The following is a 25,442-nucleotide window of genomic DNA, read 5'->3' on the forward strand; positions in this document are numbered from 1 at the left end:
AGCGGCATGAATTCGCGCAACAGCACAGAGTGGTGGCGTTCTGCCGTCATCTACCAGATCTACCCCCGGTCATTCGCGGACGCGAACGGGGACGGTCTCGGTGACCTGCCCGGCATCACGTCCCGGCTGTCTTCACTGAAATCGCTGGGGATCGATGCCATCTGGCTCTCACCCTTCATGACGAGCCCCCAGAAGGACGCCGGCTACGACGTGGCCGACTACTGTGACGTCGACCCGATATTCGGAACCCTCGCCGACTTCGACGCGATGACCGAGAAGGCACACGAATTCGGCATCCGCGTCATCGTCGACCTCGTCCCCAACCACTCGTCCGACGCTCACCCGTGGTTCCAGGCCGCCCTCGCGGCCGCCCCTGGCTCCCCTGAACGCGCTCGCTACATGTTCCGCGACGGCCAGGGCGAGAACGGCGAACTCGAGCCGAACAACTGGCAGAGCGTGTTCGGCGGCCCGGCATGGAGCCGGACCACCGATGCGGACGGCACCCCAGGCCAGTGGTACCTGCACATCTTCGACGCGAGCCAGCCCGACTTCGATTGGACCAACGAGGAGGTCCGCGAGATGTTCCGCGGCGTGCTCCGGTTCTGGCTCGACCGCGGGGTCGACGGCTTCCGGGTCGACGTCGCCCACGGCATGATCAAGGCCGACGGCCTGCCCGACTACACACCGCCAGCCGAGGGCGGCAGCATGGGCGGCAGCGGCACTCCGGTCGGACTCGAGCCCGCCATCGACGACATCGGTGACGACGGTGCTCCGTACTGGGGCCAGGAAGGCGTGCACGACATCTACCGCGACTGGCACACCGTCCTCGAGGAGTACGAGGGTGACCGCGTGCTCTGCGCAGAGGCGTGGGTCGAGCCACTGTCGAAGATGGCGAAGTGGGTGCGTCCGGACGAGATGCAGCAGGCCTTCAACTTCCCGTACCTCGAGACGCCGTGGGAGGCATCCGCTCTCCGGGCCGTCATCGACGAGTCCCTCGAGGCGTTCAGCGCCGTCGGCGCTCCGAGCACCTGGGTGCTCTCGAACCACGACGTCGTGCGCCACGCGAGCCGCCTGGCCGTCACGGCCGAGAACCCCCAGGGTCACGGCATCGGGCCGAAGAGTCCCGGGCAGCCCATCCGCGAGACCGGCCTCCGCCGTGCTCGCGCGGCGACCGCGCTCATGCTCGCCCTTCCCGGCGGCGCATACCTCTACCAGGGCGAGGAGCTCGGCCTGCCCGAGGTCATCCACCTGCCGGACGACGCCCGCCAGGACCCGACCTGGTTCCGCACGAACCGCGAACGCTACGGTCGTGACGGATGTCGTGTGCCCATCCCCTGGGAAGCAGGCGCACCGGCATACGGCTTCAACGCGACAGGCGCCGCCTGGCTCCCGCAGCCGGACGACTGGGACGGTTACGCGAGGGACAGTCAGGTCGGCGTCGAGGGTTCGACCCTCGAGCTGTACCGCGAGGCCCTCCGTCTCCGCCGGGCCCACGAGCTCGGCCTCGGCACCCTGACCTGGCACGACGGCTTCGCCGAGCAGGTCGTGGCGTTCAGCAACGGGCCCATCACGGTCATCGCGAACACCGGCCGCACGATCGCCGCGATCCCGGAGGCGTTCGCGTCGTCCGAGGTCCTGCTGGCGAGTGGTTCCGTCGACGGCACCACGATCGGTGCGGACTCGACGATCTGGGTGCGCACTCCGTAGGTCTTCGCACAGCACACGGGCGGGTGGCTTCGGCTGCCCGCCCTTCTGCGTTGCGCCGGGTGACGACACGGCGACCTCGTGCTTAGCTGAGCACATGAACGCGATCGAACCGGCTCCATCCGGTGCCCACCAGGACGAACCCCACGGCAACGCGACCGCGTCCCGGTTGAACTGGCTCCGTGCAGGGGTGCTCGGGGCGAACGACGGCATCGTCTCCGTTGCAGCGATCGTCGTCGGCGTTGCCAGCGCGACGAGCGCGTTCTTCCCGATCCTCACTGCAGGAATGGCGGGGCTGGTCGGTGGGGCGATCTCGATGGCGCTCGGCGAATACGTCTCGGTCTCGAGCCAACGCGACAGCGAACGTGCGCTCATCGCCAGGGAACGCGACGAACTCCGCGACATGCCAGAAGAAGAGCTCCTGGAGCTCACCGGGATGCTCCGTGAACGTGGGCTCTCGGAAGACACGGCACGGCAGGTCGCCGGCGAACTGACCGAGAAGGACGCGCTCGCGGCTCACCTCTCGCTGGAACTGAACATCGATGAGGACAGCGTCGCCAACCCCTGGCACGCGGCCATCGCCTCAGCGATCGCCTTCACCATCGGCGCGACCCTTCCGATGCTCGCCGTCCTGCTGCCGCCGGCAGAATGGCGCATCCCGATCACGTTCGCAGCCGTGCTCGTTGCCCTCGCCCTCACTGGGGCCCTCGGCGCGAGGCTGGGTGGCAGCCCGATGCTGCGCCCGACCGTCCGAGTGGTCGTCGGCGGTGCGCTCGCGCTGGCGGCGACCTTCGCGATCGGGTCACTGCTGGGCACTACCGTCGCCTGATCCCCGACAGGTGATTCTGGCGCCCATGCACGGTCAACAGGAGCCGGCGGGCGGTTCTGGCTTGACGTTCCTGTTCAGCGTGCGCCGCCGACGATTCCGTCGGCGTGCGCGCCCACCCATCGCACGAGCGGGAGCAGCTGCGCGGACAGGTCCTGCCCGAGCTCGGTGAGGCTGTACTCGACGTGCGGCGGGATCGTCGGGTGAGCGTCGCGATGCACGAAACCGTCTGCTTCGAGGGTGCGCAGCGTCTGTGCGAGCATCTTCTCGCTGATCCCCTCGATCGTGCGCCGGAGTTCACCCCAGCGGAGTGTCTCACCGGACAATGCCACGAGGATGAGGACTCCCCATTTGCTCGTGACGTGATCGAGCACGACGCGGCTGGAGCAGTTCGCTGCGAAGACGTTCGGGCCGCCTGGCACGCCCGTTCCGACCAGGTCGGCCAACCGTTCTTTCGCTCCCGTATCCGTCATGGTAAGTAGCTTACCGGAAAGTGGGTACCTCCCATCGGGAAGTACCGCGGTCCTCCGTCGGTTCCACCCATGGACAGGCCCGTGAGCGCGGGCCAGTGAAAGGAAAACATGTCAATCGTCGTCACAGGAGCCACCGGTTCCCTCGGCCGCCTCATCGTCGACCACCTGATCGCCCGCGGTGTCGATCCTGCACAGATCGTCGCCGCCGGACGCACCGGGTCGAAGCTCGCCGACCTCACCTCGGCCGGCGTCCGCACGGCGGTCATCGACTACTCGGTGCCTTCCACCCTCGACGCTGCCTTGGACGGCGCCGACACCCTCATGCTCGTCTCCGGCAGCGAAGTGGGACAGCGCGTGGCACAACACGGCAACGCGATCGCCGCGGCGCAGGCAGCCGGGATCTCCCGGATCGTCTACACGAGCGCCCCACGGGCGGACACGTCCGAGCTGATCCTGGCACCCGAGCACAAGGCGACCGAGGAACTGATCAGGGCATCCGGCATCCCCTTCACGATCCTCCGCAACGGCTGGTACACCGAGAACTACGCCGGGGCGCTGGCCCAGGCGAGGGAGACCGGGGTGTTCCTCTCGAGCACCGGCGAAGGACGGATCGCCAGCGCCTCACGGACCGACTACGCCGAAGCGGCCGCCGTCGTGCTCACAACGGACGGACACGATGGCGCCACCTACGAGTTGTCGGGCGATGTCGCCTGGACGGGAGACGACCTGGCTGTTGCACTGGCCGCAGTTGCAGGCAGGGACGTCGTCCACACCTCCGTCGATCCCGAGGCCCACGCCGAGATCCTCCGCGGCGCGGGACTGGACGACGGGACGGTCGGCTTCGTCGTCGCCCTCGATGGGAACACGCGCGACGGGCTCCTCGCCGAGACGACCGGCGACCTGTCGCGGCTGATCGGTCGTCCGACGACACCGCTCATCGACGGACTCACGGCCGCAGCCTAGGCACCCGGCCTGCCACCCGACAGGACGATTCGCGGCTCCAGCACACTCACCGGGAGAAGCGCCCGAATTCTCGAGCGCTTCTCCTCTCGGGCGGGTGGCGATCAGGAGGCGCGGCCGCGCACCCAACGGGCGATGAAGTAGAGGACGACACCGAGGGCGAGCAGTCCCCCGCCGAAGAGCCAGACGATCCCGCTCTGCTGAGTGAGCAGGAGAATGCACGAGAGCACCCCGAGCACAGGGACGATCGTCCACACCCGGAAGTGCTTGTGGTCGACCCTGTCCTTGCGGAGCACGAGCACGGCGACGTTCGTCGAGATGAAGACGAACAGCAGCAGGAGCACGACCGTTTCGGCGAGCGTCGACAGGTCACCGACGAGGGTGAGCAGCATTGCGACGACGGTGGTGGCGACAATCGCGGCCCACGGTGTCTTGCGGTTCGGCAGCACTTTTCCGAGTGCGCTTGGCAGCAGGCCGTGCTCAGCCATCCCGAAGGTGAGCCTCGACGACATGATCATCGTGAGCAGGGCGCCGTTGGCAACAGCGACGAGGGCGATGAGGCTGAACAGCCACTCGGGGACACCGACTCCGGATGCCGCGACGACCGAGAGCAGCGGACCCGACGACTCCGACAGCTCGTTCGCGGGCAGTGCGATGGCGCTGGCGAGACCGACGAGGACGTACACGACTCCGGCCGTTGCGAGCGAGCCGAAGAGGGCCAGCGGGTAGACCTTGCTGGGGTTGCGGATCTCTTCGGCGACGTTCGCGGAGGTCTCGAAGCCAACGAAGGAGTAGTACGCGATGATGGCGGCGCTGAGGGTCGCCATCGCCGGGACGGAGCCCTCCGGGAACTGGCCGATCCGCGACACGTCTCCGCCGCCGTTACCGAGCATGACGGCCACGACGACGATCACGATCACGAGACCGCTGAGTTCGATGATCGTCATGACCACGTTGCTCTTGAGCGATTCACTGATCCCACGGGCGTTGAGGCACGCGACGAGAACGAGGAAGACCATGGCCGCGGGAACCACGGGCACCTCGATGAAGGTGGAGAGGTACTGGCCCGAGAAGGCGAGCGACAGCCCGGCTGCGCTCGTCACTCCGGCGGCAAGCATGCTGAAGCCGACGAGGAACGAGATGATCGGCTGCTTGAACGCGCGTTCAGCGAAGACGGCCGCGCCTCCGGCCCTCGGGTACTTCGTCACCAGCTCGGCGTACGACCCGGCGGTGAGCAGCGCGAGAAGAAGGGCGACGACGAGCGGAGCCCACAGCGCACCGCCGACGTTCTCCGAGAGAACGCCCATGAGGGCGTAGATGCCTGCTCCAAGAACGTCGCCGAGGATGAAGAGAAAGAGCAGCGGACCGGTGATCTTCTGCGTGAGTTTCGACGCGGGTGCGGCATCCGTCGTCGGGGTCTGTGATGTTGTTGCGGCTGTCATGGTGTTGCCTCCCGGGATGCAACCCTAGAAGCACTCCGAATCGCTCCCTATTTCAGGCGGAAGGCTTGCATTTGGCCCGCCGACGATGCATAGAGGTCAGCCGAGAATGGATGCCTCCGCGCCGGCGTCGAGAAGCAGCTCGTGGAGCTCGTCGAAGAGCTGAGGCGATGCTGCGAGGGTGAAGTCACTGCTCGCCTCCCTCCCGTGCAGGCCACCCACTCGGGCCCCAGCCTCCTGGGCGATGAGTACACCGGCGGCGTGATCCCAGGCGTTGAGCCCGCGTTCGTAGTAGGCGTCGAGCCGGCCATTGGCCACCCAGCAGAGGTCCAGCGCTGCAGACCCGACGCGACGGATGTCGCGCACCTGCCCGATGAGCTGCTGGACGATCCCGGCCTGCCAGATCCGCCGCTCGGCCGTGTAGGAGAACCCGGTCCCGATCATGGCAAGCGCAGCATCGACGGCGGGGTTGGCGTGGATCGGCGAGCCGTTGAGGGTCGCACCCGCGCCCCGAGCGGCACTGAACGTCTCTCCCGCCGCGGGGTTCACCACCGTCGCAGCGAGCGCCGTCCAGGTGTGCGGGCCCGGGTCGCCCTCGACGACGGCGATGCTGACCGCGTAGTTCGGGATGTCGTAGAGGTAGTTGACGGTGCCGTCGATCGGATCGACGACCCAGGTGAGACCTGTCGTGCCCGACGTGGCATCCGATTCCTCGCCGAGGAATCCGTCGCCGGGCCTGGCGTCGGCGATCAGCGAACGGATGAGGTCCTCGGACTCCCGGTCAGCGAGCGTGACCACGTCGACGGCCGAGGACTTCGTCGCGGCGACGGTGACGCCTTCGTGACGGCGGCGAAGGATGAGTTCCCCGGCCTGGGTGGCGATGTCGGTGGCCAGTTTCTGCAGGTCTGAACTCACAGGGGAATCCTCTCGCTTCGTCCTGTCAACGCTAGACCACCGGCGTGCACAGGACCGAAGCTGCGTCCACGGGCATCAGGCGGTTCCGGGCGGGCAGACCTGGGTCTGCTTCTGACCGCTCCACAGGCCGTCCTCCGAGATCCGACCGCGGATCCGGTCGAGGGCCCTCGCGAGTACGTCCTGCTCCTCGGGGCTCAACGGATCGAACACCGCCTCACGAACGAAGGTCACGTGGCCTGGCGCCGCCTCCCTGATCAGTTCCCAGCCGGCATCCGTCAGTACGATCTCCTGGCCGCGGCCGTCGTCATCCGAGTGGGCTCTCTCCACGACGCCCTTGGTCTCCATGCGCTTGACCAGGTGCGACAGCCTGCTGCGCTCCCAGCCGAGGTCTGACGCGAGGTCGCCTGATCGCTTGCGGCTGCCCGGGCATTCAGACAGCGCGGCGAGGACGGAATACTCGACGATCGACAGGTCGGAGTCGCGCTGCAGCTGCCTGTCGACGGCGGCCGGGAAGCCCCAGATGAATTCGCGAAGGGCGAGCCAGACTTCTTTCTCGCGCTCGTCCAGCCACCGAGGCTGGGAAGTCTCTTCATTCATGATCCCTCCTCCGTCCGTTTAGTTGACATGACAATCAAATTCCTGCAGGATGACTCTCAGTGTAATTGACACGTCAACCAAATGAAAGGTCTTGAATGACTAAGATCGCCATCATCACCGGCAGCACCCGTCCCGGCCGCAACAACATCGGCGTCGCCGAGTGGGTTCTCGCCCAGGCCCAGCAGCGCACGGATGCCGAATTCGAGCTGGTCGACATCGCTGACTACGCACTCCCGCTCCTCGACGAGGGCTACCCGGCCGCATACCAGAACTACATGAACGACCACACCAAGGTCTGGGCCGAGAAGATCGCTGAGTTCGATGGCTTCGTCTTCATCACCGCTGAGTACAACCACTCGGTCACCCCCGCACTCGCCAACGCGCTCTCGTACCTCAACGCAGAGTTCGCGAACAAGGCTGCCGGCCTCGTCGGATACGGATCGGCCTCCGGCGTCCGTGCCATGGAGCACCTCCGTGGCATCCTCTCGGAGCTGCAGGTCGCGCACGTCCAGAAGACCGGCATGTTCAGCCTCTTCACCGACTTCGAGAACTTCAGCACGTTCGCTCCGACCGAGCTTTCGGCCGCGACCGTCGTGCCGATGCTCGACCAGCTCGTCGTCTGGGCTCGCGCCATGGAGTCCGTGCGCGACGAGGCCCTCGTCGCCGCGTAGGTCTTCTCCCTTTCGTTCAGGGTGTCTCGCCGTCGGCGAGGCACCCTGTTCTCGTTCATCAGGCTGTCGCTCCGTCATCCTTCGCCCATCAAGGTTGTGCAGTCCGGGTCGACGTCAGGCCGCTCGCGCCCTCCGTCGCCTGACGATGAGTGCGTGCTGTTCGGGGAAGGTCCAGCCGAACAGCACGGCGAGAAGGCGCGTGATGGTCGTGAGCACGACACCGGCGATCGCTGCGTAAAGCACGGGGATGCCCAGTGCGACCAGCACGACGAGGAGCACGGATCCCGCCGCCGCGGCAACCGCGTAGAGCGAGCCGACGTGGAACAGGGTGACCGGCAGGTTGAGTGTCACGTCACGAAGGACGGATCCTCCGACGGCGGCCGCAGCGCCGACGAAGACCGCCGGGACGGCCGGGAGCCCGATGGACAGCGCTTTGGATGTGCCGATCGCGCCGAAAAGACCGATCGTCACGGCATCCAGCACCAGGATGATCGGATCGAGGCGGGCGAGCAGCCGTTGGAGGGTCATCCCGACGAATGCGGATGCCGCGGCGACGAGAAGGTACCAGTCCCCACGGAACGCGGCAGGGGGTTCGCCGATGAGGATGTCGCGCAACAGGCTTCCGCCGAGGGCGACCCCGATGCCGATGAGCATCACACCGAGCACATCGATGCGGCGGTCGGTGACCCCGCCGGCGAAGAGCGCGCCCTGGAGTCCGCCGAGGCCGGCAGCAGCGAGCTCGGCCCAGAGCGGGATCTCGAACGGCTCGATCATGTCTATGTCCTGTCTGTTCGGTCAGCCCGTCGGCCCCGCGCTGTCTCGTGACAGCGACGGGGCCGACGATGATCGGATTACCGGACGGCCGCCTGAGCGACCTCACGGACCGTTGATCTGGCCGCCTCGAGGATGACGCCCGTGACAGCATCCGGCTGCGACACCGTGACCGCGTGTGAGGCATCCACCTCGATGAGGTGAGCGTTCGCACGCTTCGCCATGAAGCGCGACAACTCGGTCGGGATCGCGAGGTCCTCGGTCGCGGCGAGCGTCCACGACTCGATCGTCGTCCAGGCCGCACGGGTGGCAGGGGCCTGGAACGCCGCGAGCGCGAGGGGACGCTGCGTCATTGCCATTCTCTCGGCAACGGCAAGGTCGACGTCGCCGGCGAACAGGGCCGGGAACCTCGTCTGATCGATGTAGAGGTCGGTCCCCACATCGCCCTCCGGAGCCGTGCGGTACGGAACTGGCTGGGCCGCACTGCCGAGCTGGGCGCCAGGGAACTTCTCGACGAGATCGACGAGGCTTTCGCCCGGCTCCGCGAGGAAGCTCGCGACGAAGACGAGGGCGGTGACGTTCGGGTTGCCGTCGGCCGCGTGGCTCATGACGTGTCCGCCGTACGAGTGACCGGCGAGAACGATCGGGCCGGTGATGCTCTCGAGGACGCTGCGCAGGTATTCCGCGTCGCTGTCCAGCCCGCGCAGGGGATTGGCGACCGCGATCACCGGATGACCGGCCTGGCGGAGCGCGGTGACCGATCCGTTCCAGCTCGACGAGTCCGCATATGCACCATGGACGAGGACGATGGTCTGCTTCTCAGAGGGGGTGTTCATTTCAACTTTCCTTCCATTCGAGTGATGTCCGCTTCCGGGAGGGGAATCGGTAGTGAGGGTAACGCAATCGATATGTAATATATTGCGTATCGCAGAAGTTTGTCGAGGGGGCACCGTCAAATTGGGCGAGAGCGCGAAAAGGATGCACTATATGGGGGTGCCCATCCCCACGAACCAACCCCCCGTCGGCCGCTCGCTCCTGCGCGACGACGTCTACCGGCGCCTCCGCGACGCCGTCATCGATGGCACCTTCGCTCCGGGTGAACAGTTGAAGGACGGCGACCTGGCCGCGTGGCTCGGCGTGAGCCGCACCCCTGTGCGCGAAGCCCTCCTCCGCCTCGCGCAGAGCGGGCTCGTGGTGACCCACCCCGGTCAGTCCACGGTCGTCAGCTCGCTCGACGCGCGCGCGACGCAGGAAGCGCGCGATGTCGTCGCGGCCATGCACGCTCTGGCGGTCTCCGAGGCGGTCACCCGCCTCACCGCGACGGACCTCCAGGCGATGCGCGACGCGGCCGGCCGTTTCGACACCGCGCTCGCGGCCGGGGACATCGACGCCGCGATCCTCGCGGACGACGAGTTCCACGACATTCCCGTAGCGGTCGCAGGCAACCGGGCGATCTCGTCGATTCTCGAGCAGTTCATGCCGGTGCTCCGTCGCATCGAGCGCGTTCGCTTCGCTTCGCCCGACGGCCGGCGCTCCCCGGACCGGCATGAGGAGCTGATTCAGTTGTGCGAGGCCGGCGATGTCACTGGGGCGGCGGCCGTCGCCTTCGACACCTGGCACAGCCTGGCTGCCGCGGACTGACACCGGCAGGCTTCGAGAGTGCAGTAGTGGCTCGAAATTAGCCGATTTTCGCGCCACTGCTGCACTCTCGGCGATGGCACCGAATCGGGGACGACATTCGCGATTCACAAAGAGCCCCGACCTTCACAGAGAAGGCCGGGGCTCTTTGCCGTTATCGGGCCGGGATCCGAAGACGCCTGATGATCCTGCTGAACCTCAGCGGATGACCTCGATTGCAGACACCTTCGGCTGGTTCACCGTCGCCGAGAAGTCGATGTCGAGAACTCCGCCGGTCACCGTGACGGTGTTGGTGGTGACATAGGCGGCCATCGAGCCGACCCTGGCGTTCAGGTCGAGACCGGTGATCTCTGCGGTACCTCCTTCGAAGTTCGCGTTGAACACCCGCTTGCCGTTACCCCCTGCTCCACCGCCCGTTGCACCCCAGTAGAGCTCGGCGAAGTGCAGCTTGACCGTGTAGGTGCCGTCGGGTACGGGGATGTCGTATCCGAAGGTTCCCAGGTCGGTCGTCGCGCTGCGCTCGCTGAGGTAGATGGCGTCATCGGTCGTGCCGGAGATCTGAGTCACCGACGCGTTCGAGTACGTCTTGCCACCGACGAAGAACTGGTCGGCGAGCCAGCTGGTGCCGTTCGTCGTCACCGCCCCGCCACCCGCATTGATCCGGATCGCCTGGCTGCCCGTCGACGAGATGTCGATCCCGGTGCTGGAGTTCGGCGCCGAGACGTTGCCTGAGGCATCGATCGCGAGCACCCGGTAGTACACCGTGTTGGCGAACGGCAGGGCCGCGTCGCGGAAGCTCGTGGTGGTGATCGATGCTGCACCGCTCACGTTCGTCCATGGTCCAGCAGCAGCGGTGGCACGCTCGATCCGGTATCCGGCCAGATCCGACGCCGTACTGGCGTTCCAGGTCAGGTTGACCCCGGTGCCCTGGACGACTCCGGTCAGACCGGCCGGTGGGGTCGGCACCACCGTGTCTGACGATGCAACGGGCAGGACGTTCGAGATGAGATAGACGTTGTCCTGGAAGTCACAGTTCGTCGGGGAGATCCCACACTGGCTCGGCGAGCTGATGTAGTCGTGACCCACGATCCACGAACCGGGCACGATCTTGCCGTCTGCATCGCGTACCGGCCAGGTCTTGACGGCGCGGTAGTTGTTGTTGTTCGTGCTCTGGCCGGCAACGACGATCCCGAATGTGGTTGTGGCACCCGGGTTCGTGCTGAGTTGGGTCGGACCGTTCAACGCGTTGTTGAGCGGAAGGACACCCTGGCCATACGTGGCGTTGTGAGTGGCCGATGTGCCGTTGACATTCACGGTTTCGGTCGCTGTGCAGCACCCGTGGAATGCCGCGAGCTGGCGCACCTGAACCGGCTTGCCTGCGTCCAGCCTCTTCCACAGGTTGGACCTGACCTCTTCCCCGTTGAGCGGAGCACCGGGGTTCTCGGATCCGTTACCCAGGCCTCCGTCGGTGAGGGGGCCCACATTCGTCGTCCAGCCGAACAGATCGATGATCTGAGGGAGGGTGAGCTCGCTGTTGCCTTCCGGTTGCGTCATGTACCCGCCACGGAGCTGCACGACGGTGTTGCCCTTGGCCGGGTCGCTCGATGCGATGTTCACCGTTGCGGTGCGCACTCCCCTGCTTCCGGTTGTCGAGATGAACTTCGCCGTGATCGGCACACTGGCACCTGGAGCGATGAGCAGCGGCAGAACAGGCGGGTTCACGAGTTCGAACTGCGTCGGGCTGGCGCCGCCGAGCGTGATGCTGGAGATGCGCAGGTCCTTCGTGCCCGTGTTGGTGAGGTTCACCGTTCCCGATTCGGTCGTGGTGTGGGTTGTCTTTCCGGCATTGATCCTGTGCATGACGAGCGTGTCTTCACGGAATCCGGGAATGACGTCGGTAGTTGCGCTGCCCACCCGGGTCGCCTGCTGGTTGCGCAGGGTCAATGTGCCGCCGATGTTGAGGATTTCGAACTGCACCTCGCGCACCGTCTGGCGACCCTCGCTGTCGGTGGCGGTCACTTCCAGCACATAGTTGCCGACGGCATCCAGGACGATCGGAGTGGTGTACGGCGTTTCGGCGCCCCCGTTCACGGTGTAGACGAGCGACTCAAGTGCTTCGCCGTTGCCTGCAGCCGCCTGAACGGTCACGTTGGCGGTTCCGCCTGTCCAGGTGGCACCGACATCCGCGCCGTTCACCTTGATCCCCACCGTCGGTGCGGCCAGTGCCGCTCCCTGGATGGTGACCCAGTTGAACTTCGTGTTGGTGCCGGTCGGGTTGAGCGTGAGCTTGCCATCGGCGACGATGACCGTCGCGGTTCCTGTGGCGAACGGTGTGCCGTTCGTCGGGGTGAACCCGCTGATCAGGGCGGACCCTTCAGCCGATACACCGTGCACGGAGTCAATGAACCCTGAGTCACCGACGGAAACGGAAACCGTGTATGTACCGTTGGCGACGGCGTACTCCCACACACCGTCGGACGTACCAGCAGTCGACGTGGCCTGCGTGAGGATCAGCGTCTGGCGCGTGACGTCTCCCGCCGGGTACGTGATTCCCGAGGTCGCCGCGGTGCGGTGGCGCGTGTTGGCCGACCGGTCTGCCGGCTGACCGTTCACGAGCCAGCCGTAGCCGGGCGTAGCCGCGAAGGCCGCGCCGGTGTCGGCGAGCCAGCCACTTGGAACCGTCGTGCTTGCCGGCTGGAAGTTGATCCTGGTCTGCGGCTGAGCAGGTTCGTCCAGCCCGTCTCCCTTGATCGACACCCAGTTGATCTTCGTGTTGGTTCCGGAGTTCGCGATCGAGATCTTGCCGTCCGTGACTGTCACATCACGCACGCCGGTCTGGAATGGAGTGGTCTCGGTCGGCAGGAAGTTCGCGATGATCGGCTGGCCCTCGACGGTGACGCCGTGGGTCGAGTCGATGTAGTTGGCATCGCCGACGGAAACAGCTACTTCATATGAACCGTTCGGCACCTTGTACTCCCAGATGCCGTCCGTATAGGTGGGCTGCGACTCGTTGTCGAGGAATGCGAAGCTCCTCAACAGTGGGTCAGTGGGGAACGAGATGCCCGACATGGGCGCCGTCCTGGTGCGAGTCGCGACCGTGCGGTCGACGGGCTGCCCGTTGGCGGCGTTCAGCCACCCGAAGCCACGAGCCTCGGAGTATGCCGAGCCGGTCTCCGCGGTCCATCCAGCGGGGGTGGAGGCTGCGGTGGGCTGGAAGGCCACCTTCACCTGTGCACCATCCGTCGGATCGTCCCCGCCGGTGTCCTCGACAGGAACGACATCGATGTAGCTGATCTTCGTGTTCCGCCCGCCGATGGCGTCAACGGTCAGCGCGCCGTCCGTTACGGAGACGGTCTTCGTCGCGGTGGTGTGACGGGTCGCGGCGCCGGCGGCGCCGGTCGGCGTGAACAGGTTGATGAGTGACGTGTTCTCCAGGTTGATCTGGTGGATCTCCTGGTCGGACGTCTGCGGTGCAGGGTCGCCGACTCCAACGGTCACCGTGTACTCGCCGTTCGGGAGCGCGAGCTCCCAGAACGCGCGGGCCACAGTTCCGTTGAATGTGCCTGCGACGTCTGCGGACTGCATGTGCATGAAGCTGTCGAGCCGCGTGTCCGGCTGACTGGTTGCACGGTCCCGACCGTTGCCTGGAGTGGTTCCACCGACAGAGAGGTCGAGGTCGTTTTCCGTGACCTGGTCCTTCCAGCCGTAGGTGAGCCCGCTGCCCTGGGCGACCCCGGTGCGAGGCGCGTACGCCTGCCCGTAGTCACGCAGGTACCCGGCTGCGAGGTCACCGGCCGCCGTCGTGAAGTCCACCCGGACGGCTCCGTCGATCGAACCCGTGTCCGTGACCGGCTTGATGCCCTTCACGAGGAACAGGTAGTCCTGGTAGTCGCCGTTGCTCGCGTCCTCGAAGGCAACGATGTAGGAGTTGGGCATCAGCACACCCGACCTGTTCGCCGCCGGGTAGATGCGTGCGCGGTGCGCGATGCCGGTGTTCAGCCGGTCCTCGGTGTAACCGAACCGCTGGAACACTCCGGAGTAGTAGTACAGCCCGAAGGTTGCACTGCCAGGGTCGAAGCTCGTAGCGCTTCCCGACGTGACCGGGGGAAGGAGCGATTGGTAGCCTGCCGAAGAGATCGCACCGACTTCGCGCCGATCGGCCTGGGCGCCATCACCCGTGTACCAGCCGAACGGGATGTTCTCCCGCGGAGCGTAGTGAGCGATCGGGGTGATCGAGACCGTCCCGGTTCCACTCTTCACGAAGAGCGGTTCGAGCACCTCGTCGCCCTTGGCGGTCGGCTGCACGCCTCCCTCGAGGTTCGTCCATCCGACGTCGAGGTTGTGTCCAAGCGTTCCAAGCACATTGTTCAGGGTGGGTTCGTTGCCGCCTTCGATTCCATTCATGGTCAGGCCGTAAACCCCGACCGTGACCGTAGACGAACCCGCCGAAAGCGTCAACTGCGTTGACCGCTGGCCCACCGTCGTGCCTGGCTTGAACTGCAGCCCGACGGTGGTGCTGGCACCGGGTGCGAGGGATGCCCCGTTGCCGGAGACCACCGCGAACTCGGTTGCGTTCGCCCCGCTGACCGTCGCCGAGAGCGTGACAGCTTCGGTGCTTCCGTTGGTGACGGTGATGTTCTTCGTCGCCGACGTCGTGCTCTTGACGGCGGAGAAGATCATCTCGTCAGCGGATGTGCTGATCTTGGACGCCTGCTGGCTCGCCGGCACCCGCAGCAGGTACAGCTTCTGGCTGCTTCCGCTCCGGTCGTACTGGTTGACATACAGGTTTCCGTTTCGGAGGTCCTCGACAACTTCGAGTGGGTCGTTGAACCCTCCGACACCCTGCATGGTCGTGTTCGCCACGCCGGTGATGCCGACCTCGGTCTGCGCGCCGAGAATCTCGCCGGTGGCCTGGTCGGGCTGCAGGAAGATCAGGTCGTTGTTGTTCGAGAAGCGAGTGATGACGAGTCGGCCCTTCAGCTGGCCACCGAACGTCGCACTCTTGTACTCGATCGAACCGTTCGGAGACTTGTTGAACTCGAAGTCGTAAGCGATCCCGCGGTAGTTGGGGTCGGCCTTCGTACCCAATGGGTACCGTGAACCGCCCTGTCCGGCTGACTTCGGCGGATTCGCCGGGTCGTTGCCCTCGTTGAGCACGAACTCACACCTGGTCGGGTTCGGGTGTCCGTAGTAGCCACCCTCGACGACGTCGAAGAGGAGGTCACGTTGCGTGGGCTGGTTGGCGAGCGGCGGAACCGAACCACCGGTGTAGCCGCGGCGAACACACTGTGGCGTCACGTCTGTTCCGTCGACCGTCGAGAATCCGGGGATGCCCGCTGCGGCCTCCCGCGTGAAGGTTCCGTTGGCGTTTGCCGTGACACCGGGAGTGTTGGCGCCGCCGGCCGTGCCGTTGGTCGCGACGTAGAGGTGTCCGTTGGAGTGCCACACGAGGTCGTATGCGTTGCGGATGCCTGAGGCATAGATCTTCAGCGGTGCCGTCGGTGCGTACGGGTTGTATGTCCCACCCTGCGCGGTCTTGACGCTGATCGCACCGCCACCTGCTGCGGCTGCGGAGACCTGGCTGTTCGCCGGGTCGAAGACAAGGGTCGCCGCCGTGAGCAGTTGCTCACCTCGTTGACCCCACGAGTTGTCGAGGTCGCCCGAAGCCTGGTTTGAACCCTGCTGGAAGTAGATGCGTCCGTCCGGCCCATATGCCATCGAGTTGGTGAGGTGGTCAGACAGCGACCGGGGCAGCTCGCTGAACACCTGGTTGCGCGTTGCGAGGTTCGGTCCGGTCAGCATGCTGATTCCGCTGACCCACTGACCCTGCTCATTGAAGTTCGCGGTCGTCGTGGTCACCCACAGCTTGAGGTTGCCTGCGGTTGCACTCTTGTCGAAGACCAGGCCGATCATGGCCATCCCCTGGTAACCCAGGTCTTCCTTGTTCGACAGGGTTCCGTCGGCGTTCACCGTGAATCGGTAGAGTCCCTCACCGATCGAAGCCGCGTAGAGCTTGTTGTCCGGGCCGAAGGTGAATGACGACCAGTAGGTCCCCGCACCGATCGGCAGCTCCACTTTCTCGAACGCGATGTTGGTGGCCGGAGTGAAGTCGTCGCTCTCGACGATCTCACCGGTTCCCGTCGTGAACACAGAGGTGAAGGGGACGAAGGGGGCGCCGAAGTTGTCGAGCACTCCGCTCGTCACGACGAACCGGTAGCGCGTGCTCGGCTTGAGCGGGTCGTTCGGCGCGAGGGAGATGACGTCGTTTCCTCCGGATGTTCCCACCGTTGTCGGCACCTGCGTTCCGCTCGGCAGTTCGAAGAGCTTGACATTGTTGGGGAGGGAAAGGGGGTCGACTCCGACGCCGGCGTACGGAATGCGGATCGTCGCCGAGACGCCCGCGTTCACGTCGTGGCCGGTGGAGCGGTTCTCAGGGAGAACCGTGTCGACGTGCGGTTCGCGTTCGATGCCCTTCACGTCGACGTAGCCGAGCTTCGTGTTGGTGCCGCCTACGGCGTCCACCGTCAGCTTGCCGTCCCAGACGCCGACGGTGGTCGTCACCGTCCTGTACTCAGCCGCCGCAGTGGCTACGAACGTCTCGATACCGACCGAACCCTCGACGTTGATGATGTGGTTCGAGTCGTACACACCATCCGCGCCGGGTTCGTCGCCGACGGCCACTGTGACCTCGTAGAGGCCCTGTGGCACGGCCAGCTCCCACTGGCCCTCGTTCTTCACACCGTTGGTTCCGGTGCCGCCGCTCACGTCGCCGTACTGCATGTGAATGATCGAGTCGACGCGTTCTTCCACTCCGGCACGGCCGCGATCGCGGCCGTTACTGACGAGACTCAGATCGTTTCCGTCGGCGTCGATCCAGCCATACGTGAGCCCTGTGCCCTGGTTGGCGCTGGTGCGGGCACTGTACGCCTGGCCCCAGTCGGCTACGTAACCGGCAGCGGGGACGCCGTTCGTGGCGGTGAAGTCCACCTTCACGTTGGTCGTGTTCGGCACCACAGGCACGGCGTAGACCTCATTTGACGCCACGGATTCGTTCCCGGCCAGGTCGACCGCGACAACCGCATAGAAGTACGTTGTCCCGTTGGAGACGGTTGTGTCCGTGTAGGTCGATCCTGTGATGGGAGCCGCACCGGAGACGATCTCACCCTCGTTGAGCACAGAGGGCTCGAGCCCTCTGTAGACCAGGTAGCCGATCGTGTCGGCCGAGGACGACGCGGTCCAGGTGAGTGAGACGGTGTCGTCGCCGCCGGTCGCAGCGAGTGCGCTGGGCGCGAGAGGCGCTTCGGTGTCCGGCTCCTCGGTGAACAGCCCCATCGCCTCGTTGGAGACGACCGACGCGTTGCCGGCGGCATCCACTGCTGTGACGACGTAGTAGTACGTTGTTCCGGCGACGATCGCCGAGTCGACGTACGTCGGTGCCGTCAGGAGCGACGTTCCGCTGAGAGGTGTCCCGGTCGCGGCGACTCCTGGGGCCGTTCCGCGATAGACGCGGTAGCCGGCGGTGTCACTGGAGGAGCTCGTCGCCCAGTCGAGGCGGATCGCGTCGTCACCGGGAGAAGTCACCAGTTCGCTGGGAGCGTTGGGGGCCTCTGTGTCGACACCGGTCTTCTCGTAGCCGACGACGAGCTTCGCTCCGCCGTAGGCCTGGTAGTACTCGACGACCACGACGTGCTCGCCCTCGGTCAGAGTCACGGAGCCGACGTGCTCCTCCGTGCCGGCCTGGCCGTACCACTCGTCGATGACGACAGCGCCGTCGACGAAGACGCGGACGCCGTCATCGCTGAAGACGGAGAACTCGTATGTTCCCGCCCCCTCGTTGAGGATCTTGGTGAACCGGGCGGAGTACTGGTCGGGTCCGACGCCGGCGGGAGCGGAGGTCTGGTTGATGTCAGACACGCAGTCCGTCTCGATCGCCGCACCAGCAAGGGCAGTGCCCGAGAAGTAGTTCACCGACCATTCAGAGGCCGTGCACCCGGTCGTGACCTTCTCGTAGTCCACGATGAGCTTCGCTCCGCCGTAACCCTGGAAGTACTCGACGACCACGACGTGCTCGCCCTCGGTCAGAGTGATCGAACCGACGTGCTCGTCCGTGCCTGCCTGGCCGTACCACTCGTCGATCACGAGAGCGCCATCGACAGTGACCCGGATGCCGTCATCGCTCAGAGCGGAGAACCGGTACGTACCCGCACCCTCGTCGATCACCTTCGTGAACCGGGCCGAGTACTGATCGGCACCGACACCCACAGGACCGTCGCCCGAGTTGAATGTCTGGTTGATCTCGGTCACACACTCGGTCGAGATCGCGGAACCTTCGAGATCGGTGCCGGCGAAGTAGTCCACCGACCACTCGGCCGTGATGCATTCCGTGACAGCCGGCGCATAGTCCACCTGCAGCTTTGCCCCGCCGTAGGCCTGGTAGTACTCGACGACCACGACGTGCTCGCCCTCGGTCAGAGTCACGGAGCCGACGTGGAGTTCTGTGCCGGCCTGGCCGTACCACTCGTCGATGACGACAGCGCCGTCGACGAAGACTCGGACGCCGTCATCGCTGAGCGCGGTGAAATCGTACGCTCCGGCACCCTCGATGGTCCGGGTGAACCGGGCGGAGTACTGGTCGGGTCCGACGCCGGCGGGAGCAGAGGTCTGGTCGATGTCGGACACGCAGTCCGTCTCGATCGCCGCACCGTCAAGGGCAGTGCCCGAGAAGTAGTTCACCGACCACTCAGAGTCGACGCAGCCCGTGACGAGCTTCTCGTAGTCGACGATGAGCTTCGCTCCGCCGTAACCCTGGAAGTACTCGACGACCACGACGTGCTCACCCTCGGTCAGAGTGATCGAACCGACGTGCTCGTCCGTGCCTGCCTGGCCGTACCACTCGTCGATCACGAGAGCGCCATCGACAGTGACCCGGATGCCGTCATCGCTCAGAGCGGAGAACCGGTACGTACCCGCACCCTCGTCGATCACCTTCGTGAACCGGGCCGAGTACTGATCGGGACCCACACCAGCAGGCGCAGTGGTCTGGTCGATCTCGGTGACGCATTCTGTTGCGATCGCGGAACCTCCGAGCTCGGTGCCCGAGAAGTAGTCCACCGACCATTCCGTGCTCACGCACTCCCCGGGCACAATCGGCTCATCGGGGATCACAACCTGAACGGAGGGCGACGACGGCGCAGAGGTCAGCCCGTCTGCGCCGACGGCTACAACCACGTAGTAGTAGGTCTCACCGGCCAATGCCGTGAAGTCGGTGAACGTCGTCGTGGTGAGCAGGCTCGTGTTCACGGGAGACCCGTTGACCGCAACGGTCGCCGAGTCGCCGCGGAAGACGTTGTATCCTCCCGCAGCGGCCACGGCATCCCAGGAGATGACCGCGCGATCGCTGCTGTCGAGGGACCCGGCGACGTTCGTCGGGGTTGCAGGAGCAGTCGGTGCTTCAGGAACCGACACGCTCGCAGCCTGCGAGGCTGCCGAGTTCGTTTCGCCGAGTGCGATGACGACGTAGTGGTACGTGGTTCCCGCTTCGACAGTGTCGTCGGTGAAAGTGGTCTCAGTCAGCGGTTCAGCGTTCACCGGAGAGCCTGAGGTGTCGACGTCGGCCGACGGCCCGCGGAAGACGTTGTAGCCGGTGGCGCCGTCGACACCCTGCCAGCTGAGGTCGACGCCGTCGTCGTCGTTCAGCACTGCGGAAACGTCGGTCGGGGCGGGGAGGGCTGCTGCAGCGACGCGGAAGATCTCGACGTACGTGATCTTGCTGTTCGTGCCACCCTCTGCGTCGATGGAGAGCTTTCCGTCAGTCACCTCGACGGTCGCCACAGCCTCGTCGTACTCGCGAGCTGCCGTACCGGGGAACGGCGCGAGGAACTGGACCCCTTCGGCGCGCAGTGCGTGCGTGCTGTCGTAGTTGCCCGAGGCGGAGTCGCCGACCGCAGCAACGACGTTGTATGTGCCGTTGGGCAGTTCGTACTCCCAGACACCCTCTTCGGTCGTGATGCCTGTGGCGGGATTGGCGTTCGTCGTGTCGCCGTACTGCATGTGCACCAGTGACGCGAGACGAGGGTCGGTTGTGACACCGGTGTTGGTGCGCACCCGCGAGTTGAGCGAGAAGTCGAACGGGGCTCCGTTGTCAGCCGTGATCCAGCCGTACCCGCGTGTCGCGTCATAGGCGAGGCCAGAGTCCTTGATGTAGCCGTTGACCGCCGGACCGGCGGCTGTCGAGAAGTTCACCTTCTCGACGAGCGTCCCCTGGGGCGAAGGCGAGGTCAGAGCGGCGGACTGCGCGCCCGCGGAGACGTTCCCGCTGGTGTCGACCGCGGTGACGGCGTAGTGGTACCCGACGCCGATGAAGGTGGAGGAGTCCGCGAACGTGGTGCTGGTGATGGGGCTGGATCCGGAGATCGGCGTTCCCGTGGTGCTCACAGGGGTGCTCGTCGACCGGTACACCCGGTAGCCGGCAACATCAGAGTCTGCTGATGCCGCCCAGCCCAGGTTGATTCCGTTCGGTGTCGCCTGACCGATGAGGTTCGTAGGGGCGGCGGGAGCCGTGGTGTCCAGCTCTGACACGGCGAATGAGTCGAAGGAGTACACCAGAGGTGTCGCGACCGGCATGTTGCGCTTGGTGGTGAAGACTCCACCGAACGAGTCGACTCCCGGCAGTGCTGTTCCGGTGAGGAGCGAGCCGTTGAAGAAGTTGGCGGGAACGTCCAGCCCCGCTGCCAGCGGGACCAGTGCCCCTGTGCCGAGCCGGTAGCTGGCATTGGCCTTGCCCGTGACCGTGTTGATGTCGAGCTGGAGCGTGACTGCCGTGCCGTTCGGGATGGTCGCCGTGGTCGTGTCGACGTTCACCTGGTACGCGGCGGTGCTGGCCGATACCGCACCGACCTCGCGGGCGAGCTGGATCTGGCGGGTGTTCGCACCGACGGTGGTCCCGGGCGCCGCAAGGACGAACTTGACGAAGTTGTCGTCATTGGCGCCGAACCACAGGCCGGCCTGTGCCGAGTTGTACGCTCCCGTCGGGCTGGCGACGACGGTGCTGAGTCGCAGGATCTTGCCCTGGGCGCTCAGACCGACTCCCATGGTGTTGTCCTGCTGGTTGCGCGTGCCACCGTTGCCCGCTGCGGGGTCGTTGTTGAGGTAGGCGATGCCCTTGGTGGCTGTGATGTTGAGCTTGCCGCCGCTCACCGAGAGATTCTCGGGTTGATACCACTGCGGATCAGCGGTGGATGGCTGGACCATCGTGAACCCGGTAGCGACGTCGCCACTGGCATTCAGGCCGCCCTCCGTACCGTCGAAGGTCAGTGCCTTCGTGTTGCCGGTCGCGGCGATCTCGCCCGGCTGCAACGGCGAGTATGGCGTCGATGCCCACTCGGCGGTGTTGGCGGGAACGTCGGCTATCGGAACAGCGAAGGCCGGTGTCGCACTCAGAAGTGTGAGCGTCAGCGCGGAAATCGCAATCGTGGCTCCGGAGCGGAGCCAACCGGAGGAGCGGGACTCGAGGGACGAACTGCGCAACGACATGGTTATCCTTCTCTGCCAAAGCACAGCGTCGCGAGGTAGCGCCCAGCGTGAGAGAAGGCTGGTGAAAGCTCGGGTAGCGATGGTCGGGCATCTAGTGCTGCCGCAGCCGGAGGGGCTGCAAGCGGTCTTCGGTGATGGATCAGGTGGTGCCGGTGAATCGGGTGAGCCTGTCGCTTCGGGAAGCGACGGGCACGAGTCAGAAATTACCGAAGATTCCTCACGTTCCGCTATCGTGATCTGGTTTTCACCCCCGCACTGGGGGGTATATGTCTCGTCGGGAGCGAGAACGGCTTCGGAAATCGATTGCAGGGCGCCGACGGCCCTGCCCACGACGCACGTCGACGGTGAACATGCCGTCCATCGCATCGGCTCGGTCGCGGCGGAACGCTCCGCTCAGCGTTGGATCGCGTTGGGTTCGAGCGCGTTGCCCAGCGCCTTGATACGAGCTTCCCTGCGCACGACCGGCTGTTCCGCGAGGAGGGAGAAGCCGTAACTCGCCCCGACGATCAGGGGGACCCCGACAGCCCACCCGAGGAGGAGCTGCATCGGCCGGTCGAGGTTGAACGGGTCCACCGCCGTCTGCCAGAACACTTGAAGCAACTGAGCGTGGACAAGATACATGCTGTAGGAAAAGGCACCGATTCGGGCGAGTGGCGCCCACGAGAGAGTGCTGGCGACGCGGTCGGCCTTTCCCAGACCGATCGCGATCAACAGCGACACCACGCCCACGCCCACCACGAGGTCGAGCCAGGGAAAATGTGAGATCGCCCATGCGAAATCGTGCGTGAGGCACAGAGCAACGACACTCGAGAGGGCAACTGCTGAGGTCACTCTCCACGGCACACGGCGCGCCCAGGCTGGCGCGTGGGCGACGATGAGGCATCCGCCGGCGGCCAGGGCGAAGACCGCGTAGTACTCCGGGTGAATGCGACCGAACTTCTCACTCACCACTGCGAGCACCATTCCGACCAGCCCGATGCTGACGCCGACTCCGATCGCTACGGCCCAGGTGGACCGTGTCCGAATCACGAGGATCACCGGAACGAGGAAGTAAATATGCCACTCGACGGATATCGACCAGAACGTGTATGCGGCATCCTGAACGGGGACGATGTCCTGCAGGAGCAGGGCGTCGACCACCCACCCCTTCGGACTCGTCGGTACTGACTGGTCCCAATGGGTTCCCGTGGGAGAACCGATGAAAACAAGCACAAGCACGATCGTGACCAGCAGTGCGGCCCAGAACGGTGGGAGGATCCGCCACGCCCGGCGTTTGAGATATCCGACGAATCCACCGGGGAGGCGACCGGATCGATGGGCGAGCGCGATGAACAGGGAGTATCCAGCGAGGACGATGAACACCGTGACCCCGAAGTGACCGTAGACCATCCAACCAACCGCATATCCCAGGACGCCCGCGGGTTCGATGCCGTCTCGGATCGGGTAAGCCATGCAGTACGTGTGGTGCACCAGCACGAACAGCGCCGCTGTCGCGCGTGCGCCGTCCAGGTAGCTCACCCGACGTGCACCGGCGGGTGCAGGGGGCGGCAACTGCGCATCGGCCGGATTTCGCTCAACCGCCTGACTCACAGACTCCTCCGTTCCCAGCGCCGGCTGGCGCCTGACGATTTCAGGGAGCCCACAACGCCGGTGATGTACCGTGCACGCTGCTCCCAGTCGCCCACTCGCCTCACGGTTTCCAGATTCCTGTCCACAAGACCCTGATAGGCGTCGAGGTCATTGATGATCGATCTCAACTGCGTCGCGGCATCCCGCACGTCCGCTTCGATGACCGGGTTGTAGCCGAAGAGGTCGACGAGGTCTGCTGGGGCGTGACCCAGAATGAGACAGCCGGATGCCATGGACTCCAGGTAGCGGTGCGTGAACGTTTCCACATTCCCGGCAGCCGCAGGGTGGGTCAGGCTTCGTGGAAAACAGACGGAGATCGCCGACGAGGCTAACCCGTCGATGAGGTCGGCTCGGCTGTCGAAGACGACCTGTCCGCTCACGACTTCGTACCGCGACTCGATCTGGTCGAGCAGGCCGGACCTGTGCACCGGGTCGTGCCAGGCATCCCACCTTCGGCCGAGCTCGAGCACCTGGATGGGACGCTCGGACAGTGGCGAACCGGGTCGATACAGAGAAACCGAGGTCGCCTCGGGCAGGTAGAGAAGCCTGCCTTCGAACCCTCGCTCCTGTAACAGGTCCCGTGCCGCCGTTGACGTGCAGAAAACGACGGGCACGCGAAAGTCGTGCAGAAGCTCGATCCACTCCGCAACGGAGTCCTCCCACACATCCCACGCCAGTACGACGGGGCGGCCACGAATCGCCGCGTCCGCGAGTTGGTGCCTGCGGGGGCCCATGAGCGGCACCACGATGGGGAGGAGCCCGCGGCCGGAGAGGTTCAGTCCCAGCCTGCTCACCACTTTTCCGTAGAGACCTCCCACCCCGACGCGATCACCGCCCTGAGCACTCAGCGCGTCGACAACAGCTTCAACGGGGTAGAACGACGGATGCGGCCACGCCCGGGGACCGGCCACCAGAAACTCGGTCATGCCGGGTCAGCGTGTTCGTGGCGGCCGATGGAAGCAAGCACTCTGATCGTGCCGGGCACGAGTTGGAACACGACGATGCCGCAGAGCAGGCTCAGCGCAACGCCCATCACGCCGAGCGGACCGGCCGTCAGCACTGACGCTGACAGCACGAACACGCCCATGAGCACGGCGAGCAACGCCTGGAAGCGTAACCCTGGCGCGTCGGTCAGGTACATTCCGGACGGAATATACAGCGCCTGGACGAGCACGGTGGCCCCGAGTATCCAGAAGAGCCCTGGCGGGAACTGCACCGCATCGTTGACCGCGAGCCCTGAGAGCCACGGGCCGAACACGACCAGTCCCACGGCACCGACCAGGCCCACGAATGCGACCACTTTGAGTCCGGTCAGGTACTCGGCGGCGCCGCTCTCCGATCGAGCCCGCACACCGGCGAACTCGCCCCACAGCGACTGGCCGGCGACCTGGGCGATGGAGAATACCGGAAGGAAGGCAACCATGGCGGCGGAATAGATGGCCACATCCTCGAGCGTGGCCTGCCAGCTGAGGACAAGCCTGCCCGTCTGAAAGCTCACCGGAAGCGAGAGGGACACGATCAGCATGGGCCAGGCGGTGGCCCACAGGACAACTCGCGTCGCGCGTCGTGGCGATGCCCGCGCGGCACGGCGAGCGGCACGTGCGACTCCGACTCGCGAAGCGACTGCTGTCGCCACCCAGGAGGAGACGAGGATGCCGGCGGTGGTCGCGACGAGAGCAGCGAAGATCGTCGACGCCCAGAGCGTTGCCGCGACGACGAGAAGCAGGGTGATCGGCGGCCCCAGCCCCTGAATCCATACCGACCAGCTGTTCTTGCGCATTCCGAACAACATCGAATGCCCGAGCGAACCCGGAATGGCAACGGCGAACAGCACCATGGCGCCCGCGATTCCCCAGTTCACGGTCGCCGAGTCCGGGAGCCCTGTCAGCGCAGGCCACGCGCCGAGGGCCGCGATCCCGAGCACGGCGAGGAGCACGCTCGCGCTGACGAGAAGGAGCACGCGACGAGCCCTGGCGAGGGTCTCCCGGTACTCGTGCGGGTGAGCGGGCAATGCGCCCGCCGCATTGGCGACCGCGGCGCCCACCCCGAGATCGATGAACGGGAAGAGGAACGGCAGGGCGGCAATCAGCGAGAAGACGGCGTAGCCGTCGACCCCGTAGGTATCCGTGACCAGACGGGCTGTGAGAATCGAGCACACACCGGTGAGCGGCAAGACCGCCACCCGCGCTCCTGCGGACGAGAGGATCGCCTGCGCGGCATTGCGTCCATTCGCCTTCCCCTCGACAGGCAGAGCCACCGCCCCCGTCGACCCGTCGATCGTCACCGG

15 protein-coding genes are annotated in these 25,442 nt (G+C 65.7%); 5 read left to right on the forward strand and 10 right to left on the reverse strand.

Features of this window, described 5'->3' with window-relative positions; genetic code table 11:
• Window positions 1-6: 6 nt before the first annotated feature.
• Both AC1M0F_RS10005 and AC1M0F_RS10010 read left to right on the forward strand, forming a co-directional pair.
• Window positions 7-1,707, forward strand: coding sequence for a glycoside hydrolase family 13 protein (locus AC1M0F_RS10005; protein ID WP_480238078.1), 1,701 nt, complete (start codon window positions 7-9; stop codon window positions 1,705-1,707).
• Window positions 1,708-1,801: 94 nt separating this feature from the next.
• A complete protein-coding gene (locus tag AC1M0F_RS10010; protein WP_480238079.1) occupies window positions 1,802-2,533 on the forward strand; it encodes a VIT1/CCC1 transporter family protein in 732 nt (243 codons plus the stop codon).
• Between the two features lie 74 nt (window positions 2,534-2,607).
• Here the strand turns inward: AC1M0F_RS10010 and AC1M0F_RS10015 are convergent, their stop codons facing one another.
• The gene (locus AC1M0F_RS10015; RefSeq protein WP_480238080.1) at window positions 2,608-3,003 is read right to left on the reverse strand and encodes a winged helix-turn-helix transcriptional regulator; all 396 of its coding nucleotides are present in this window, start codon (window positions 3,001-3,003) and stop codon (window positions 2,608-2,610) included.
• Between the two features lie 108 nt (window positions 3,004-3,111).
• On the opposite strand from AC1M0F_RS10015, the gene AC1M0F_RS10020 reads away from it, so the two are divergent.
• Entirely contained in the window at window positions 3,112-3,966 is an 855-nt protein-coding gene (locus AC1M0F_RS10020) for an SDR family oxidoreductase (protein WP_480238081.1), read from the forward strand.
• Window positions 3,967-4,067: 101 nt separating this feature from the next.
• Here the strand turns inward: AC1M0F_RS10020 and AC1M0F_RS10025 are convergent, their stop codons facing one another.
• The 3 genes from AC1M0F_RS10025 to AC1M0F_RS10035 all read right to left on the reverse strand — a co-directional run bounded on the left by AC1M0F_RS10025 (window position 4,068) and on the right by AC1M0F_RS10035 (window position 6,914).
• Window positions 4,068-5,405 carry an APC family permease gene (locus tag AC1M0F_RS10025; protein WP_480238082.1) on the reverse strand — a complete coding sequence of 446 codons (1,338 nt, stop codon included), beginning with the start codon at window positions 5,403-5,405 and terminating at the stop codon, window positions 4,068-4,070.
• A 96-nt stretch (window positions 5,406-5,501) separates the two neighbouring features.
• Window positions 5,502-6,317 carry an inositol monophosphatase family protein gene (locus AC1M0F_RS10030; RefSeq protein ID WP_480238083.1) on the reverse strand — a complete coding sequence of 272 codons (816 nt, stop codon included), beginning with the start codon at window positions 6,315-6,317 and terminating at the stop codon, window positions 5,502-5,504.
• A 75-nt stretch (window positions 6,318-6,392) separates the two neighbouring features.
• On the reverse strand, window positions 6,393-6,914 hold the full coding sequence (locus AC1M0F_RS10035) for a MarR family winged helix-turn-helix transcriptional regulator (RefSeq protein WP_480238084.1): 522 nt from the start codon (window positions 6,912-6,914) through the stop codon (window positions 6,393-6,395).
• 95 nt (window positions 6,915-7,009) lie between these two features.
• Here AC1M0F_RS10035 and AC1M0F_RS10040 point away from each other — a divergent pair, with 95 nt between their 5' ends.
• The gene (locus AC1M0F_RS10040) at window positions 7,010-7,585 is read left to right on the forward strand and encodes an NADPH-dependent FMN reductase (RefSeq protein WP_480238085.1); all 576 of its coding nucleotides are present in this window, start codon (window positions 7,010-7,012) and stop codon (window positions 7,583-7,585) included.
• A 114-nt stretch (window positions 7,586-7,699) separates the two neighbouring features.
• Here AC1M0F_RS10040 and AC1M0F_RS10045 read toward each other — a convergent pair whose 3' ends face one another.
• Together AC1M0F_RS10045 and AC1M0F_RS10050 are read right to left on the reverse strand one after the other, a co-directional pair.
• Window positions 7,700-8,359, reverse strand: a complete 660-nt coding sequence (locus AC1M0F_RS10045) for a trimeric intracellular cation channel family protein (protein WP_480238086.1) — start codon at window positions 8,357-8,359, stop codon at window positions 7,700-7,702.
• 77 nt (window positions 8,360-8,436) lie between these two features.
• A complete protein-coding gene (locus AC1M0F_RS10050; protein ID WP_480238087.1) occupies window positions 8,437-9,192 on the reverse strand; it encodes an alpha/beta fold hydrolase in 756 nt (251 codons plus the stop codon).
• A gap of 151 nt (window positions 9,193-9,343) precedes the next feature.
• On the opposite strand from AC1M0F_RS10050, the gene AC1M0F_RS10055 reads away from it, so the two are divergent.
• The gene (locus AC1M0F_RS10055) at window positions 9,344-9,997 is read left to right on the forward strand and encodes a GntR family transcriptional regulator (RefSeq protein ID WP_480238088.1); all 654 of its coding nucleotides are present in this window, start codon (window positions 9,344-9,346) and stop codon (window positions 9,995-9,997) included.
• Window positions 9,998-10,192: 195 nt separating this feature from the next.
• Here the strand turns inward: AC1M0F_RS10055 and AC1M0F_RS10060 are convergent, their stop codons facing one another.
• The 4 genes from AC1M0F_RS10060 to AC1M0F_RS10075 form a co-directional block, all read right to left on the reverse strand.
• The gene (locus tag AC1M0F_RS10060; protein ID WP_480238089.1) at window positions 10,193-21,526 is read right to left on the reverse strand and encodes a PA14 domain-containing protein; all 11,334 of its coding nucleotides are present in this window, start codon (window positions 21,524-21,526) and stop codon (window positions 10,193-10,195) included.
• A gap of 393 nt (window positions 21,527-21,919) precedes the next feature.
• Entirely contained in the window at window positions 21,920-23,044 is a 1,125-nt protein-coding gene (locus tag AC1M0F_RS10065) for an acyltransferase family protein (protein ID WP_480238090.1), read from the reverse strand.
• A gap of 68 nt (window positions 23,045-23,112) precedes the next feature.
• Window positions 23,113-24,081 carry a CgeB family protein gene (locus AC1M0F_RS10070; protein WP_480238091.1) on the reverse strand — a complete coding sequence of 323 codons (969 nt, stop codon included), beginning with the start codon at window positions 24,079-24,081 and terminating at the stop codon, window positions 23,113-23,115.
• Window positions 24,078-25,439, reverse strand: coding sequence for a lipopolysaccharide biosynthesis protein (locus AC1M0F_RS10075; RefSeq protein WP_480238092.1), 1,362 nt, complete (start codon window positions 25,437-25,439; stop codon window positions 24,078-24,080). The genes AC1M0F_RS10070 and AC1M0F_RS10075 overlap by 4 nt, the downstream gene beginning before the upstream one ends.
• Window positions 25,440-25,442 lie beyond the last annotated feature (3 nt).

Source organism: Mycetocola sp. Y719 (assembly GCF_056713205.1).

Bases quoted from the DNA above. Each gene is read 5' to 3' on its own strand.
- AC1M0F_RS10005 (WP_480238078.1), top strand. From the start codon at position 7: ATGAATTCGCGCAACAGCACAGAGTGGTGGCGTTCTGCCGTCATCTAC.
- AC1M0F_RS10010 (WP_480238079.1), top strand. From the start codon at position 1,802: ATGAACGCGATCGAACCGGCTCCATCCGGTGCCCACCAGGACGAACCC.
- AC1M0F_RS10015 (WP_480238080.1), bottom strand. From the start codon at position 3,003: ATGACGGATACGGGAGCGAAAGAACGGTTGGCCGACCTGGTCGGAACG.
- AC1M0F_RS10020 (WP_480238081.1), top strand. From the start codon at position 3,112: ATGTCAATCGTCGTCACAGGAGCCACCGGTTCCCTCGGCCGCCTCATC.
- AC1M0F_RS10025 (WP_480238082.1), bottom strand. From the start codon at position 5,405: ATGACAGCCGCAACAACATCACAGACCCCGACGACGGATGCCGCACCC.
- AC1M0F_RS10035 (WP_480238084.1), bottom strand. From the start codon at position 6,914: ATGAATGAAGAGACTTCCCAGCCTCGGTGGCTGGACGAGCGCGAGAAA.
- AC1M0F_RS10040 (WP_480238085.1), top strand. From the start codon at position 7,010: ATGACTAAGATCGCCATCATCACCGGCAGCACCCGTCCCGGCCGCAAC.
- AC1M0F_RS10045 (WP_480238086.1), bottom strand. From the start codon at position 8,359: ATGATCGAGCCGTTCGAGATCCCGCTCTGGGCCGAGCTCGCTGCTGCC.
- AC1M0F_RS10050 (WP_480238087.1), bottom strand. From the start codon at position 9,192: ATGAACACCCCCTCTGAGAAGCAGACCATCGTCCTCGTCCATGGTGCA.
- AC1M0F_RS10055 (WP_480238088.1), top strand. From the start codon at position 9,344: ATGGGGGTGCCCATCCCCACGAACCAACCCCCCGTCGGCCGCTCGCTC.
- AC1M0F_RS10060 (WP_480238089.1), bottom strand. From the start codon at position 21,526: ATGTCGTTGCGCAGTTCGTCCCTCGAGTCCCGCTCCTCCGGTTGGCTC.
- AC1M0F_RS10070 (WP_480238091.1), bottom strand. From the start codon at position 24,081: ATGACCGAGTTTCTGGTGGCCGGTCCCCGGGCGTGGCCGCATCCGTCG.